The organism is Arcicella sp. GW458-12-2-14-TSB2 (assembly GCF_059423785.1).
In genome coordinates this window covers 1-14530 of the sequence record NZ_JBWKYN010000153.1, presented here as the reverse complement: position 1 = coordinate 14530, position 14530 = coordinate 1, and the positions used below count along the sequence as shown (strand labels likewise).

The following is a 14530-nucleotide window of genomic DNA, read 5'->3' as shown; positions in this document are numbered from 1 at the left end:
ATACTATTATATCATTTGAAATACACTTGATTATATTATAATAAAACAAAAAGACCAAAACTCTCAATTGAGCTTTGGTCTTTTTGTCAGCTACATTTTCAACTTTTCAATTTCTCGAATTACATTTACAATTCCCTTCAATGGTATTTTAACCCAGTCTGGTCTATAGTTTATTTCATAGCCTAATTCATAAACAGCCTTTTCTAAAAGATATATCAACATCAAAAAATTAATTTCATTATTGTTCTTAAACAAAGGATGTGGGTTACCAAACGTTTCTAAATATTTATCCATAAACGTTTGCTGAATCAATCTATACCAGCGGTCTGCTACGGTCTGTATTCTTTGTGAATCTAGTTTTGCCGAAGCAGGGTCATTAAACATTTTTGCTGAAATAGCATAATGATAGCTCCTAATCATGCCTGCTACATCTTTCAAAGGCGAATGCTTGATTTTTCTATCAGTGATAGAACTCTCAGGCTCTCCTTCAAAATCGATGATGATATAATCATTCTGTGTAGCTAATACCTGCCCCAAATGATAATCGCCATGAATCCTAATCCTTTGTGAAAAAATTGGTTTTTCAAGAATTCCTGCGGCAAACTCTTCAATCAACTCACGAGCCTCCATAAAATCCCAAGCCAGCTTTCTTGTTACTACATCAGTAATCTTGGTGTAGTTATCAATGAGTAGGCTATATCTTTTATCTAACAAATTAGTTAATCTATCATGAACAAACTTTCTATAGGCATCATCAAAAGGAACAGGAACAAACATTTTTTCGGCTTCGGGTTTATATAAAGCCAAGTGCATTTCCGCAGTTCGTTGAGCCAACAATTCTACTTGCTGAAATACTTCTTCTTTAATCGAAAACGATTTCGCAATAAAAGCCTCCACAAAATCATTTAACTGCTCTCCCGTTTGAACCCAACTATCAGCTTGGTTCTCTACCATCCGCTGCATCATCCCAAGCGTAATGTCTGGCATTTGTTCTTGTTTCCATACCAAACTCCCCGCAAACGCTGGAATAAAAGCGAAAGTGGAATGTTCTGTGATAAACTCCACCATATCTACTTCTGGATTAGTCTCGGTAAATAATTTTCTGTATAGCTTTAGAAAATACTTATCGCCAAAAACAATCGCTGAATTAGAAGAATCAACTGGCAAGACTTTAGAGCTAATCGGTGCGTTGATATCTTCTCCTAAAAACCCTTTACCGCGCGTAAAGTCTACTCTTCCCTCCTGTTGAGCAATATTTTCAGCATGGGCTAAATGATAAAAAATAGTTTGCTGAAAACGTTCATCATAAATGGCATCTACGATGATTCCCCTTTTATTGTTGATATAAGCCAAGGTAATTATCCCTTTGGGCGTTATTTCTTTTGTATGACCTGCATCTATAAACGAAACTGGCAGTAGATAACGTTCCACATCCCCATCTTCATAAGAAACAGAGATAATCATTAGTAAAGCTATGGAATCCTTCATCGGAATTTCTAAGGTTGTTGTGACCTTAAAGGATTTCTGTATTCTAGCCTTACCAGCAAACCACCTACAGCTATTTAGATAGGCAGGTAAAACATTTTTTTCAAAATTGTCAAAAAGCTCTGTATCTGCCCTAATTTGCTCCCACGCAATTTTTGAGCTTAGTGAGGTAATTTTTGATTGAATCATTATTGATAGCCTAAATTTTGTTTTATAAAAATGGTATTTTCAGAATTTAAATTTATAATTTATTTATATTTAAAAAAAGCAGAATAGTGCTTTCATCATTATTAAAAATATTTTTCAAAAAAACCACTTTGCAAGGTTTTGATTATCAACAACTTTAACAATTTGTTTTCTTTTTTTTCATTTTGTGGTTGTGTATTCTAAATATTCTCCCTACCTTTGCACCACGAAAAACGAACAGCGATACAAAATATCGAAAAGTTTTAACCCAATGGTCCGTTCGTCTAGGGGTTAGGACACGTCCCTTTCACGGATGAAACACGGGTTCGATTCCCGTACGGACTACAATTCTGTCAAAAGCAGACAACTCTTTTAGAGTTGTCTGCTTTTTTGTTTTAACTCATCTACATCAAAACCTCCTCCTCCCTCCTTTGTTGGGACAAGATCAAAAAATAGGATTCAATTACACTGTGGTTGACGCCATTCTAAAGATTGGATTCAATGCAAATGAAAATTGAGACTTCAGGAATAAAAACAAAAAGTAACAGATTATTGCATTAACAAGTATTTTTTTCGTTATAGTTGCAAATTGGTTAACTATCCAGTATTGCAACTATTAATAATGCTTTATATAATGAAAAAAATACTCATCTTATTTACCCTAATATCTTTTATTTCTTGTGGACAGCATACTGAACACACCGTAAATACTGTCAAAAAAATACAGCAACTTCCTACCAAAACAATTACAAATACACCTCAATCAATTAGTAATGTGGCAAAAGAAATTGCCATACAAACAAAAGTAAATGACCTTCCTTTACAATTGATTGGTAAATTCACGATACCTACTTATATAAATGAACAAGGATATATAAGACCCAAGTGGGGGGTTTGGTGGAATTTCTGGGGCAAGCCTTTTACTGATAATCATATTAATCCTTGGGAAGTAGGCTTAATGGGTAATGTTACCATCGTACCAGAGTTTTATAGTGGTTATGGCAAAAGAGGTCTTGACTATATCTGGCAAATTGATTTAGAACGTGGGAAGCCGTGGAATAATGATATTGACCCTTTTGTAGGAAAACGTTTTCAAGATTTTATCAGTACTATCCCCTATCAGCACAGATTTTTTGAAGGAAGCCTATCAGGTGGAGAAAAGCTATCAAGCAAAGGGATGGAAGGTGCTTATGACTTTGGACGTTCTACGTCCCTAGATGCTACGATGGGATGGGGTGATAATATCAACGGTAAATCGCATAGGGGATTAGTGGCCGTTGATATAGAAGACGGTACTGCCGACTATGGTGATAAACTTCATAGGGCTGTGCTAATTGGCATGGCTGAAAGTACTACTGGCGATGTTTCTTCAGACTATGGTGGGCCTATTTATACACTTGGTTATATTCACGACAGAGAAAATGGCGAAAAAATGACGCTTTATTATCCAGATGCTGAGGGTAATTACACGAATAGCAAAGCCAAATTTTCTGAGGATTGGCTATCTTCCACTACTCCTATTTCTATTCCTTCAAAGGGAGTCATTAACAAACGCCCTATCGACTATCCTAATATTATCCCAAGCAACGAAATATCGTTTTATTCACACGAGTTTACGCAACAAGGTAAAACTTATGATTTAGGCAATGGAAATACGGTTGTGATTAATAAATATGGTAACAATAGAAATACAGAGCATTTTTTAGCAAGAGCGGGTACTTTATTAGAGTGGCAATCATGGTACTGTAGGTACAAGCTCAATAACAGACGCAACAAGATGCTTACGAAAGTGATTGCAGACAAAGGCCCTATCGGTTTAAATCCTTACGTTAAATTAGCCAATGGAAACGTAGTAGAAGATGCCATCCTAGCACACAGAGGAGCAATGGCAGGACGACGCTATGCATTTGACATTGTTAGCATCAATTATATGAACAATGTAGATTTGCATGAATGGGATAAAAACTCCTTTGTAGATAACAAAGCACATGACACCTACATCGGCTTTTTTGCAGCCTTAAAAATGTTAATGACCAATGGCGGGGCAGATGCATACCTTGAAATGGTTCCACAATATTGGGAAACAGAACAAAGTTATGACCACAAAAATTGGGTAAAACACAAAGCCGTAGAATGGGCAGACTCTCCCAAAGTCTTACCTTGCAGAACCAAAGTAGGTCCGAAAAAGTTAGAGGCTATGTGCTGGCGTTCTGAAGGGATAGAGCCTACAGAAGTATGGTTAAGAGCAAACGTTGATGGTGTTTATCAAGAAATTCATATTACCCCTGATGCATGGGAAACTACTAATCCAATCTATAAAAACAAGCCTTTAGCCTCTATTCCAACGGCTGATAAAGAATATTTTTATACGATGTTGAAATTTTAAAAAATACTAATTCACAAAAAAAGCTTGCAGACAAATCTGCAAGCTTTTTTTGTGAATCTATATCCGAGACTATACTAACAATTTGATTGGATCTTCCAATAATTGTTTGAAAGTCTGCAAGAAAGCAGCACCTGTTGCACCATCCACTGTACGGTGGTCGCAAGTAAGGGTTACTTTCATAATGTTTGTCGCATAGAATTGTCCGTTTTTAACAGCAACAGTTTCTTTAATACCACCTACAGCCAAGATACATGATTCAGGTTGGTTAATAATTGATGTAAACTCATCAATACCAAACATACCCAAGTTACTTACTGTGAAAGTATTACCTTCCCAGTCTTTTGGTTGTAATTGTTTGTTTTTAGCTTTACCACCTAAATCTTTTGCCTCCGCAGAAATCTGAGAAAGTGATTTAGTGTTAGCAAAACGAATAACTGGTACTAACAAACCATCTTCAACAGCTACAGCCATTCCGATGTGTACATGGTGATTGATTCTGATTTTATCGCCCAACCAATAAGAATTCACTTTTGGATGTTTTGTTAAAGCTACAGCAGCGGCTTTCATCACCATATCATTAAATGAAATTTTCACAGGAGAAATTTCATTCATTGATACTCTGGCAGTCATCGCTTTATCCATGTTGATTTCCATGGTTAAATAGAATTCTGGCGCCGAGAACTTAGATTCAGATAAACGACGAGCAATCGTTTTACGCATCTGATTCAATGGGAATTCTTCGTAGCTTTCTTCTGCAGTAATCACTGGTGCTGCTACGGCAGGTTTACCCGACGCTTTAGCAGGTGCCTCAGCAGGTTTAGGAGCAGCAGCGGCAGGAACAAAATTATCAACGTCAGCTTTTACTACTCTTCCGTTTTCACCAGTACCTTTTACTTGAGCAATGTTAATGCCTTTGTCTTTCGCTAAAGCTTTTGCTAATGGTGAAGCCTTCACTCGTCCATCCGCATCAGCTACAGGAGCAGCTTCTTCTACTTTAGCTTCTGGCGCTGGTGTATTAGTTGTAGCTGGAGCTGCAGTGCTAGCTGCAGGAGCTGCAGCCGCTTTTCCACCATTCAATAATGCTTGGTAATCAGCACCTGGTTCCCCAATTATAGCAATAACGTCATCAACATTTACAGTTTTTCCTTCTTCAAGACCGATATACAATAATGTACAAGGATTGTATTTTGTAACATCAATAAAATTATCTAAATCAAATTCCATGGTGGCTTTATCAGTTTCCACTTCCGCCAAAAGAGCATCGCCTGCTTTGATTGTATCTCCGACTTTCTTAAGCCAAGCCACCAATGTACCTTCCATCATTGTATCCGACATTTTCGGCATTCCAATTACTTCGGCTTTGATATTAGAAGTATCTACAGCTGGAGCACTTTGTTCAGGTTTCGCAGCGGCTGGTTCTTCTGGAGTAGCAGGGGCATCAGCTTTGGCAGGAGTACTACCAGATAAAAGATGTTCATAAGCTTCACCATTTTCACCAATAATAGCAATGATGCTATCTACAGGTACGGCCTTGCCTTTCTCTAAACCAATGTATAAAATTCGGCAATCTTTAAAATTGCTCAAATCCATTCTTTCGTCCAAATCAAGCTCCATCGTAGCTTTATCTGTTTCGATTTCTGCAATCAAGCCGTCACCTGGCTTTAAAGGGTCACCAACTTTTTTGAGCCATTCTGCAACAACACCTTCTGTCATGGTGTCGCTCATTTTGGGCATGGTTATGATTTCTGCCATTTTTATTATTATAGGAAAATTTACTGTTTTTGGTAAATGGTTAAATAGCCATTAGCTAAATAGTGATTTGCTGTGATAAAATTTGGGTAAATCAACAACTAAAAACTAATAAAAACAACTACACAACCAATTTAGAATTCAAAAATAAGGCTAAACACTTGGTTTCAAAAGCTATCTTGAAAAAATATAATTTTGTCTTCTTTTCATAACATGTATTTATTCTGTTAATTGAAAACACAATAACCATCAATTTATACTAAAAAAAATAAAATTTTATATATCAATAAAACAACACTAACTTTAACCTCAACAAACCAACCCTCTTTTATTTTAAAGGCTTTCTTCCAAGGCTACCTAACCACTCTTCATTAAAAGTATTTAGATATAATATATACTATATTAAAGTCTTTGTTTTACATCTTCTCGTACTATGTTATACTAGGCTATACCATCATTAGCTATTAATTCTATTCAATCATCTGGGTTAGTTTTGCAACTAGCTCTCTAAATTTCATAGATAATATGATAGACATGACTAAGTACGGAACGATTTATTTTAAAATTTTGATTTCATTAGGCCTGTGTTTTATAGCATTACTCGCTTTTAGGTATCAACAAGACTTAGAAAAAATCTTTGATAAATTAAAAAGAGTTAATTCTTTTTTAATACTATCTATCTTATTTAGGATTATCCCCTTTATAATTGTTTATGTCATCCTGCATTTCAAGGCACAGTCGGATGTTATCATTTTTTGGAAATCAGCCCAAGAAGCCCTTAAATTAAAATTAGTATACCGTGACTTCGAGTCATTATATTCACCATTATTTCCTTATATCACTGCCTTATTGCTTTTCCTTTGGAATAGCCCCGAAGCCGTCACACTCTTAATGATATTTATTGAGCTCCTTGTTCTTTGGATTACCATGATTACTTTCTCTTCCAAAAAACAATCTGCAGATTTATTCAAAACATTAATTTATTTATTACTCCCTGGTCCTTTTATTTTTTGTGTCATCGGTGGGCAAGAAGACATCTGGATGTGGGGCTTTGCTTGTTTAATCATCTATTGTTGGAAAAAACAAAAATCAGATTTTGTATTAGGCATAATCACTGGTCTTGGCTTATTATGTACTAAAGCATTTTTTGTCTTATTTATTCCTCTAATATTTTTTAAAGTAACAGACAAAGTTAAATTCTTTCTAGGCAATATAGTAGTAGGCTTACCCGTCCTTTTTTTCTTATTGTATTATGGTGGCAATTCATTCTTGATGCCTATCCGTTTGGCTCAAGAACCTATGGCTCCTAATGCTTGGTCTATTGCAAACCCTTTCATCTGGAGTTTTAACCTAGGTAATAACATTAAGGTAATCAATTGGATTGGTCTTTTTGTCATATTAGTATTTGCTTTATGGCAGACCTACCTAAGCAGGAAATTAACCATTCAGGAATACATTCCCAAAATTTGGATAATTCTTTTTGGGTTAATGATGGTGATACAAATCGGTTCGTATGCCAATTATGTTTTCATTTATTCAATGCCCCTGATTTTTGGCTTTAACTTTTTTAATTGTAAAAGATTTATCGTCATTACCTTCCTGATACAATTCATAGCTTCTTTTCAGCCTTCGTTATGGTTTAGAATTGGCAAACCATTTTTACAATTCAAAGATTTCTCTGAGTTACGCTTTACAATGGAATACTTTTTCGAAATTATTATATTTATCGGTGTATTATATTGGTTGAATCTGGCCATGAAAAAGCAGGAAATTTAAAGGCTATTCAGTATAAAAAATCTCTTTTATGCTTTGGATAGGTAAAGACAATTTTAATGGTAAAACTCTCAAACAAAATACTAATGAAAAAAAACTTTTTATTGCTTTGTACTCTTTTATTTGGCTATAATTCCGCAATGGCTCAACAAAAAAAAGATCAAATCAAACTTGTTGTTAAAGAAAATGAAAACAAAGTAGATGTATTAGTAGACGATAAACCTTTTACAGCTTACTTCTACCCGAGCGATGCTATTCTAAAAAAACCTGTATTGTTCCCAATCCTTACCTCAAAAGGAACTACTATTACACGTGGATATCCTTTTGCTACTCGTCCGGGAGAAAGAGTTGACCATCCGCACCACGTAGGGATGTGGCTTAATTATGAATCTGTCAATGGTTTTGATTTTTGGAACAATTCTACTGCTATCAAAGACCGTTCAAAATATGGAACTATTAAGCATACAGGGATTGTATCAAGTAAAGGCGGAGCAGGTAAGGCAAGTTTATCTGTAACAGCCGACTGGGTTGATACGGATGGAAAGGGTACTACACTTTTGAAAGAAAAAACAACGTATATTTTTCATGCAAAAGGTAACCAACGTATTATTGACAGAATTACAACTTTGACGGCTCAAGACAAAGAAGTTGTTTTTAAAGATGTAAAAGATGGATTTTTTGCTATCAGAGTTGCGCGTGAATTAGAACACCCTTCTGACAAACCTGATGTTTTCGTAGATGCAAATGGTATCGAAACCAAGGTGGACAAATTGGATAACACAGGTATTACTGGTAATTATAGAAGCAGTGAAGGAATTGAAGGTGAAAATGTGTGGAGTACTAGAGGAAAATGGACAAACTTAGCTGGTAAAATCAAAGACGAAGATATTTCTATTGCCATCATCGACCACCCTAAAAATGTAAACTATCCTACATTTTGGCATGCACGTGGCTATGGACTTTTTGCTGCTAATCCATTAGGAGAGAAAGTTTTCAGTAAAGAAAAGAAAGAATTGAACTATACGTTGGCACCGAAACAATCTGTTACTTTCCGCTATCGTACAGTAATCACTTCTGGAAAAGTTACTGATGAGACATTAAATAAATTAGCCGCAGATTTTGCTAAATAAACTATAGTAGGTACTTCATACGTTTTATAAATAAAAAATGTATGAAGTATCTATTTTTAATATTTTTCTGTGTTGTAAGCACTTCTTTTCAAACAGAAACTTCTCTTTATGAAGTCAGTCCAAATGATTTCTTAAGCTCAGCAAAAGTCAATCAACCCATTGATGCTAGAAATCCAGATGAAGAATTACTTGATGCTACGCTATTTCATATAAGTAATTTACAACGAAAAAAATATCATCTCCCACTCTTTGCTTATTCTTCTGTACTACATCAAGTAGCATCTGAACATTCAGAAGCAATGATTAATAGGAATTTTTATAGCCACGAAGACCCTTCTAGTAGAAGCAACAGCACTTTTGCCAAAAGAATCATGAATAAAACTAGTGAGTTTTCACAAATGGCTGAAAATATTGCTGAGTTTGATATTATTCAATCGAAAGAAGATATGTTTTGTCTTATTGAACCTAAAAGAAAGGGGGGTGATTTTCAATATATTGATTGTAAAACAGAAAAAACCTTGACGATGCAGACTTATAAAGAGTTGGCCACCAACATTGTAAACGAGTGGATGGATTCGCCTGGACACCGAGCAAATCTGCTCAATAAGAATTACAAGGTGATGGGCTGTGCTATCAGATTAAGTAAAAATCCTTATAAATCACAGAATAGTCCTTTTAGCAGAATCACGCAAAATTTTGGAGGATAAAGTCCAGATAGACAAATACTTTCTGGAGATTTTCTATTTTTCAGGAAATTCACCTATTTGAATTGAAGCTCTTTTTGGTATCTTTGTATTTACACTAATTACCAATTAGGATTTAAAACATAAAATACATAGAATGAAATTAACTTTTTGGGGAGCTACGAGGCAGGTGACGGGTAGTATGTATTTACTTGAACTAGATGATGAATTTAAGATTCTAATTGATTGTGGAAGAAATATGGGTCGCGAAGTTGATTATACACAACCAGTAAGTAATAAAGCATTTTTTCCATTTGAGGCCTCGCAAATAAATTTAGTTCTTCTTACACACGCACATATAGACCATTCTGGAAATATCCCCATGTTGTATCGTGAAGGTTATGAAGGGCAAGTACTATGTACTTCTTCAACCGCCGATTTGACAAGCCTTTTGTTGTATGATGCAGCCAATCTGAACTTAAAAAAAGTAAAACAAGCAGAAGGAGATAGCAAAAAGAAGAAAAAGAAGATGGATAGGTTGCTCATTAAGGGCGATTTATATTTACAGAAAGACGTTGAAGATGCAATGAGTAACTTTGTTACACTTCAATTTCACAGACGATTCAGAATTGCCGATAATGCTTGGGTAACGTTTATTCCTGCTGGGCATTTATTGGGTGCGGCTCATATTATTATCGAAGTACAAGAAAATGGTGAAACGAAAAGTATCTGTTTTTCTGGTGATATCGGAAGGAAAGACTATCCTCTGCATATAGACCCTTCTACTGAAATTCCAGAGGTTGATTACTTATTATGCGAAACTACTTATGGAGGTAGGTTACACGAAGACAAAAAAACACCAGAAGAAGCATTAGCTGAAATCATCCAGCGTACTTGTATTGATATTCCGGGCAGGTTAATTATTCCTGCTTTTTCAATTGGCAGAACGCAAGCATTGCTTTATACCCTAAATAGGTTGTACTCTGAAAAGGGATTTACGCCGATTAAAGTATTCAGTGATAGTCCTTTAGCTTATGCTTCCACCAAAGTATATCAAAAAAACATCAAACAGCTGAATAAACAAGCGCGAGATTTTTATGAGGAAAATGATTCCTTATTTGATTTTGAAAATTTACAATATATTCAAAGTGAAAAATCAAGTAAGGCTATTTCTAATTATGCTGAACCTTGTATTATCATTTCAGCTTCGGGAATGATTTCTGGAGGGCGTGTAGAACAACACATTGCTGCCAATATCAATAATGTATATTGCACTATTCTATTGGTAGGCTATTCATCTGAAGGAACACTAGGTTGGCGTTTAATGAATGGACAGAAGTCATTGAAAATCAAAGATGTAGAATATCAAGTTTTAGCCAACGTTGAGAAAATTGATATTTTCTCGGGTCATGGGGACCAACAAGATTTAGTAAATTTTGTCAAGAAACAATCTCCTAAAAAGCTCAAAAAAGTGTTTTTAATTCATGGAGAAGAAGATAGTATGAATACTTTCAAGACTTTGCTTGAAGATGAAGGATATTCAAATATTGAGATTCCAGAAATGGGACAAGAATATATTTTATAATCGATTAAAAGACTGGTCAAATCTCAAAAATTTGGTCAGTCTTTTCTTTTAGGTTGATATTTGTCTAATTTTGCGTGAATATTTTTAAAACTTCAGTTTTATTCGCTGAATTTTACCTTTCTAAAATAGTCAACGGATAATTTAATAACCGTAAAAAACTAAATATGCGTACTTTACTAGATTTTGAAAAACCTATTGCCGAGCTTGAAGCTAAATTAGCTGAAATGAAAAAATTGGCAATTGATAATAATGTAGATGTGTCTTTAGCGGCTTCACAGTTGGAAGCCAACATCGAAGAGCTAAAAAGAGAAACATTTACTAATCTAACTCGCTGGCAAAGAGTCCAACTTTCTCGTCATCCTGAACGCCCTTATACGTTAGACTATATCGAAAACATCTGTGATGAGTTTATCGAGATTTTCGGTGATAGAAATGTGGGTGATGATAAAGCAATGGTGGGAGGTTTTGGTAAAATTGGAGACCAAACAATTATGTTCATTGGTCAGCAAAAAGGAAGAAATACTAAGCAACGCCAATTGCGTAATTTCGGAATGCCAAACCCAGAGGGCTATCGCAAAGCGTTACGCTTAATGAAAATGGCAGAGAAATTTGGCAAGCCAATCGTTACTTTGATAGATACGCCTGGTGCATTCCCTGGCTTAGAAGCAGAAGAACGCGGACAAGGGGAAGCCATTGCTAGAAACATCCGTGATATGTTTATGCTAAAAGTACCTGTCATCTGTATTATCATTGGCGAAGGTGCTTCTGGTGGAGCTTTAGGGATTGCGATTGGTGATAGAGTGTTGATGCTCGAAAACTCTTGGTATTCTGTAATTTCTCCAGAAAACTGTTCAACTATTTTATGGAGAACATGGAATTTTAAAGAACAAGCAGCGGAGGCATTGAAACCAACGGCGACTGATATGTTGAAAAATGGTTTAGTAGATGGCATTATTCCTGAACCACTAGGCGGTGCCCATCTTGACTATCCGACAATCAGTCAAACTGTAAAAGATGTGATACTTAAAACGATTTCTGAACTTCAAAACATTAGCCCTGCCGAAAGAATCAATCAAAGAATTGAGAAGTTTGGTAACATGGGTGTATACAATTAGTGAAAAATATCATCTTCGACTTAGGAAACGTAATCATAGACATTGACTTTGAAAGAACATTTAAGGCTTTTACGGATATTTCAGAAAATGTAAACTGGAAAGAAAGTGAAAGAATTCTGAAAGAAAAGCAAATTTGGTCTAGATACGAAAAAGGACATTTAAGCGATGCTGAATTTAGGGCTGAAATTAGAGAAGAGTTGAAAATCACGGCTAGCGACCAAGAGATTGATACAGCCTTTTGTGCTTTATTGATGGATATTGACCCAGCAAGGATTGAGCTCATCAAAAAATTAGCCACAAAATATCAGATTTATATTCTTTCGAATACTAGCGATATTCACTTTTTAGAAGTAGAAAGAATTTTAGAGCGTGCTACAGGTATAAAGCATTTTAGTGATATTTTTCATCATGTCTTCCTTTCGTATGAAATGGGAAAGCTAAAACCTGAAGTAGACATCTACGAAACAGTGTTGAAACAAGCTAATCTGATAGCTTCTGAAACCTTATTCTTGGATGACCTGTTAGTAAACTTAGAAGGAGCTGCTGCGATAGGTATTCAAACAAAGCAAATTGTTCCTCAAGAATTTACGATTTTAGATTTATTTTCAAATGAAGTATAAAACAGAGATTATCCAAGCGGTTCTTTTCATCGTTACTTTAATAACAACAACCTTGGCAGGTGCAGAAGCAATGACTGCCAAGGCTTTTTTCTTTTTTCCCGAACCCTATCTTCTACATTTTCCTGAAGATTTTTGGCAAGGCTTTCAATTCTCTATTCCATTTTTAGCATTCCTCACTTGTCATGAATTTGGGCATTATTTTACGGCTAGGTATTATAATATCAAAACTTCCCTTCCCTATTATATTCCCATGTGGCTGAGTGTTCTAACAGATATTGGTATTGGTACGTTGGGAGCTGTCATTCGAATCACGGGGAAAACGCGTTCAAGAAAACAATATTTCGATATTGGTATTGCTGGTCCTTTGGCGGGTTTTGTGGTGGCCTTGGCAGTATTGTATTATGGCTTCACTCATTTGCCTCCCTTTGAATATATTTTTACAGTACATCCTGATTATCAAAAATTTGGAAGAGAATATCCTACAGAGATAATGAAGATTCCTAAATTTATGAATGGCCAATTAGTGTTGGGGGATAATCTATTGTTCAAATTCTTTAAAACTTATGTAGCAGATCCTGCTCTTTTGCCTCCCAATTTTGAAATCATGCACTATCCATTGATTTGGGCTGGATATTTAGCATTGTTTTTTACCGCACTCAATTTATTCCCCATTGGTCAATTAGACGGCGGACATATTCTTTATGGGTTAATCGGTAAAAAGAAATTTAATATCATCTCTCCTATTATTTTTGTGGCTTTTGCTTTTTTTGCTGGATATGGAATGTTTACCATTGCCGACATTAAAAATATTGGTGTAACAGGATACTATAAATCCGAATCTGATTTCTTTACATGGCTGTTGGGGTATGTATTGTTCCTGAGAATTTGTTTTTCAAGAATTTCAGAAAATCAGCTTACCTCTTGGGTGCTGAGCTTAAGCGTAGTAGTAGGACAATTTATTTTGAGTTATATTCCTGCCTTAGCAAGCATTCAAGGTTTCTCAGGATTCTTCCCTTTTTTATTTTTATTAGGTAGATTTTTAGGAATATATCATCCCGAAGTAGAAATCGACGAACCTTTAGACTTCAAAAGACAGTTATTGGGTTGGGTGTCATTAGCTATCTTTATTCTTTGTTTTACTCCATATCCATTTATGCAAATTGATTTTTCTGCTAAATAATTGACTATCGGTATTGAAACAGTTAATTTCAGTAAGAAAAACGAAAGTCTGTTACACAAAACTTAATTTTCATTGCTCCTTAAAATGTTTAATTTTTTATTCAAATTCCTTTTCAAGTTAGCAGGTTGGAAACTTGTTGGCGAATTTCCAAAATATATTAAAAAAAGTATTTTGATAGTTGCTCCTCATGCAAAATCAGTAGATTTTCCTGTGGGAATTGGTGCTAGAGCTGCCATTGGTGTAAAAATGGGGTTCTTAGGTAAGAAAGAATTATTTGAAGGACCATTTGGCTGGATGTTTTATTGGCTAGGTGGTTACCCTGTAGATCGTTCAAGCAATAATCAGGTCGTTAAAGCTGTCACTACTTTATATAATTCAAAAGAAGAGTTACACCTCGTAATTGCGCCTGAAGGGACTAGAAAAGATGTTGATAAATTAAAAATGGGCTTTTATTTTATCGCAAAAAATGCCAATATTCCTATTGTGATGATTGGTTTTGATTATTCTATCAAAGCAATTGTTATCAGCGAGCCTTTTTATACAACGTCTGATTCTCATGCGGATTTAAAGCAAATTGCTTTATTCTTCGATAAGATTGGTGGTTATAAAAAAAGCTGGGTAAGTAATTACTTAAAATA

11 protein-coding genes and 1 tRNA gene are annotated in these 14530 nt (G+C 35.2%); 10 read left to right on the top strand and 2 right to left on the bottom strand.

Going from position 1 to position 14530, the window contains the following annotated elements; genetic code table 11:
- Positions 1 to 90: 90 nt before the first annotated feature.
- Positions 91 to 1674 carry a putative maltokinase gene (locus AC07XN_RS18610; RefSeq protein WP_494744131.1) on the bottom strand — a complete coding sequence of 528 codons (1584 nt, stop codon included), beginning with the start codon at positions 1672 to 1674 and terminating at the stop codon, positions 91 to 93.
- 270 nt (positions 1675 to 1944) lie between these two features.
- On the opposite strand from AC07XN_RS18610, the gene AC07XN_RS18605 reads away from it, so the two are divergent.
- Both AC07XN_RS18605 and AC07XN_RS18600 read left to right on the top strand, forming a co-directional pair.
- A tRNA-Glu gene (locus AC07XN_RS18605) sits at positions 1945 to 2016 on the top strand.
- 289 nt (positions 2017 to 2305) lie between these two features.
- The gene (locus tag AC07XN_RS18600; RefSeq protein WP_494744130.1) at positions 2306 to 4057 is read left to right on the top strand and encodes a hypothetical protein; all 1752 of its coding nucleotides are present in this window, start codon (positions 2306 to 2308) and stop codon (positions 4055 to 4057) included.
- Positions 4058 to 4126: 69 nt separating this feature from the next.
- Here the strand turns inward: AC07XN_RS18600 and AC07XN_RS18595 are convergent, their stop codons facing one another.
- The gene (locus AC07XN_RS18595; protein WP_494744129.1) at positions 4127 to 5809 is read right to left on the bottom strand and encodes a dihydrolipoamide acetyltransferase family protein; all 1683 of its coding nucleotides are present in this window, start codon (positions 5807 to 5809) and stop codon (positions 4127 to 4129) included.
- A 531-nt stretch (positions 5810 to 6340) separates the two neighbouring features.
- Between AC07XN_RS18595 and AC07XN_RS18590 the strand changes: the two genes are divergently transcribed.
- The 8 genes from AC07XN_RS18590 to AC07XN_RS18555 all read left to right on the top strand — a co-directional run.
- Positions 6341 to 7582, top strand: coding sequence for a hypothetical protein (locus tag AC07XN_RS18590; RefSeq protein ID WP_494744128.1), 1242 nt, complete (start codon positions 6341 to 6343; stop codon positions 7580 to 7582).
- 83 nt (positions 7583 to 7665) lie between these two features.
- Positions 7666 to 8709 (top strand): DUF6807 domain-containing protein, encoded by a 1044-nt coding sequence (locus AC07XN_RS18585; RefSeq protein WP_494744127.1) that lies wholly within the window; start codon positions 7666 to 7668, stop codon positions 8707 to 8709.
- A 41-nt stretch (positions 8710 to 8750) separates the two neighbouring features.
- Positions 8751 to 9416, top strand: a complete 666-nt coding sequence (locus AC07XN_RS18580; RefSeq protein ID WP_494744126.1) for a CAP domain-containing protein — start codon at positions 8751 to 8753, stop codon at positions 9414 to 9416.
- A gap of 133 nt (positions 9417 to 9549) precedes the next feature.
- Positions 9550 to 10977, top strand: coding sequence for an MBL fold metallo-hydrolase (locus AC07XN_RS18575; protein WP_309916303.1), 1428 nt, complete (start codon positions 9550 to 9552; stop codon positions 10975 to 10977).
- A gap of 164 nt (positions 10978 to 11141) precedes the next feature.
- A complete protein-coding gene (locus AC07XN_RS18570) occupies positions 11142 to 12092 on the top strand; it encodes an acetyl-CoA carboxylase carboxyltransferase subunit alpha (RefSeq protein WP_309916299.1) in 951 nt (316 codons plus the stop codon).
- Positions 12092 to 12712: an HAD family hydrolase gene (locus AC07XN_RS18565; protein ID WP_494744125.1), complete on the top strand. Its 621-nt coding sequence runs from the start codon at positions 12092 to 12094 to the stop codon at positions 12710 to 12712. The genes AC07XN_RS18570 and AC07XN_RS18565 overlap by 1 nt, the downstream gene beginning before the upstream one ends.
- Positions 12702 to 13892 (top strand): site-2 protease family protein, encoded by a 1191-nt coding sequence (locus AC07XN_RS18560; protein WP_309916293.1) that lies wholly within the window; start codon positions 12702 to 12704, stop codon positions 13890 to 13892. The genes AC07XN_RS18565 and AC07XN_RS18560 overlap by 11 nt, the downstream gene beginning before the upstream one ends.
- 84 nt (positions 13893 to 13976) lie before the next feature.
- Positions 13977 to 14530 (top strand): 1-acyl-sn-glycerol-3-phosphate acyltransferase (locus tag AC07XN_RS18555; protein WP_494744124.1); only part of this gene is annotated, 554 nt, incomplete at its 3' end.

What these genes read in the sequence shown, in the direction of transcription:
- AC07XN_RS18600 (WP_494744130.1), top strand. Translation starts at nt 2,306, where the DNA reads ATGAAAAAAATACTCATCTTATTTACCCTAATATCTTTTATTTCTTGT.
- AC07XN_RS18610 (WP_494744131.1), bottom strand. Translation starts at nt 1,674, where the DNA reads ATGATTCAATCAAAAATTACCTCACTAAGCTCAAAAATTGCGTGGGAG.
- AC07XN_RS18570 (WP_309916299.1), top strand. Translation starts at nt 11,142, where the DNA reads ATGCGTACTTTACTAGATTTTGAAAAACCTATTGCCGAGCTTGAAGCT.
- AC07XN_RS18585 (WP_494744127.1), top strand. Translation starts at nt 7,666, where the DNA reads ATGAAAAAAAACTTTTTATTGCTTTGTACTCTTTTATTTGGCTATAAT.
- AC07XN_RS18580 (WP_494744126.1), top strand. Translation starts at nt 8,751, where the DNA reads ATGAAGTATCTATTTTTAATATTTTTCTGTGTTGTAAGCACTTCTTTT.
- AC07XN_RS18575 (WP_309916303.1), top strand. Translation starts at nt 9,550, where the DNA reads ATGAAATTAACTTTTTGGGGAGCTACGAGGCAGGTGACGGGTAGTATG.
- AC07XN_RS18595 (WP_494744129.1), bottom strand. Translation starts at nt 5,809, where the DNA reads ATGGCAGAAATCATAACCATGCCCAAAATGAGCGACACCATGACAGAA.
- AC07XN_RS18560 (WP_309916293.1), top strand. Translation starts at nt 12,702, where the DNA reads ATGAAGTATAAAACAGAGATTATCCAAGCGGTTCTTTTCATCGTTACT.
- AC07XN_RS18590 (WP_494744128.1), top strand. Translation starts at nt 6,341, where the DNA reads ATGACTAAGTACGGAACGATTTATTTTAAAATTTTGATTTCATTAGGC.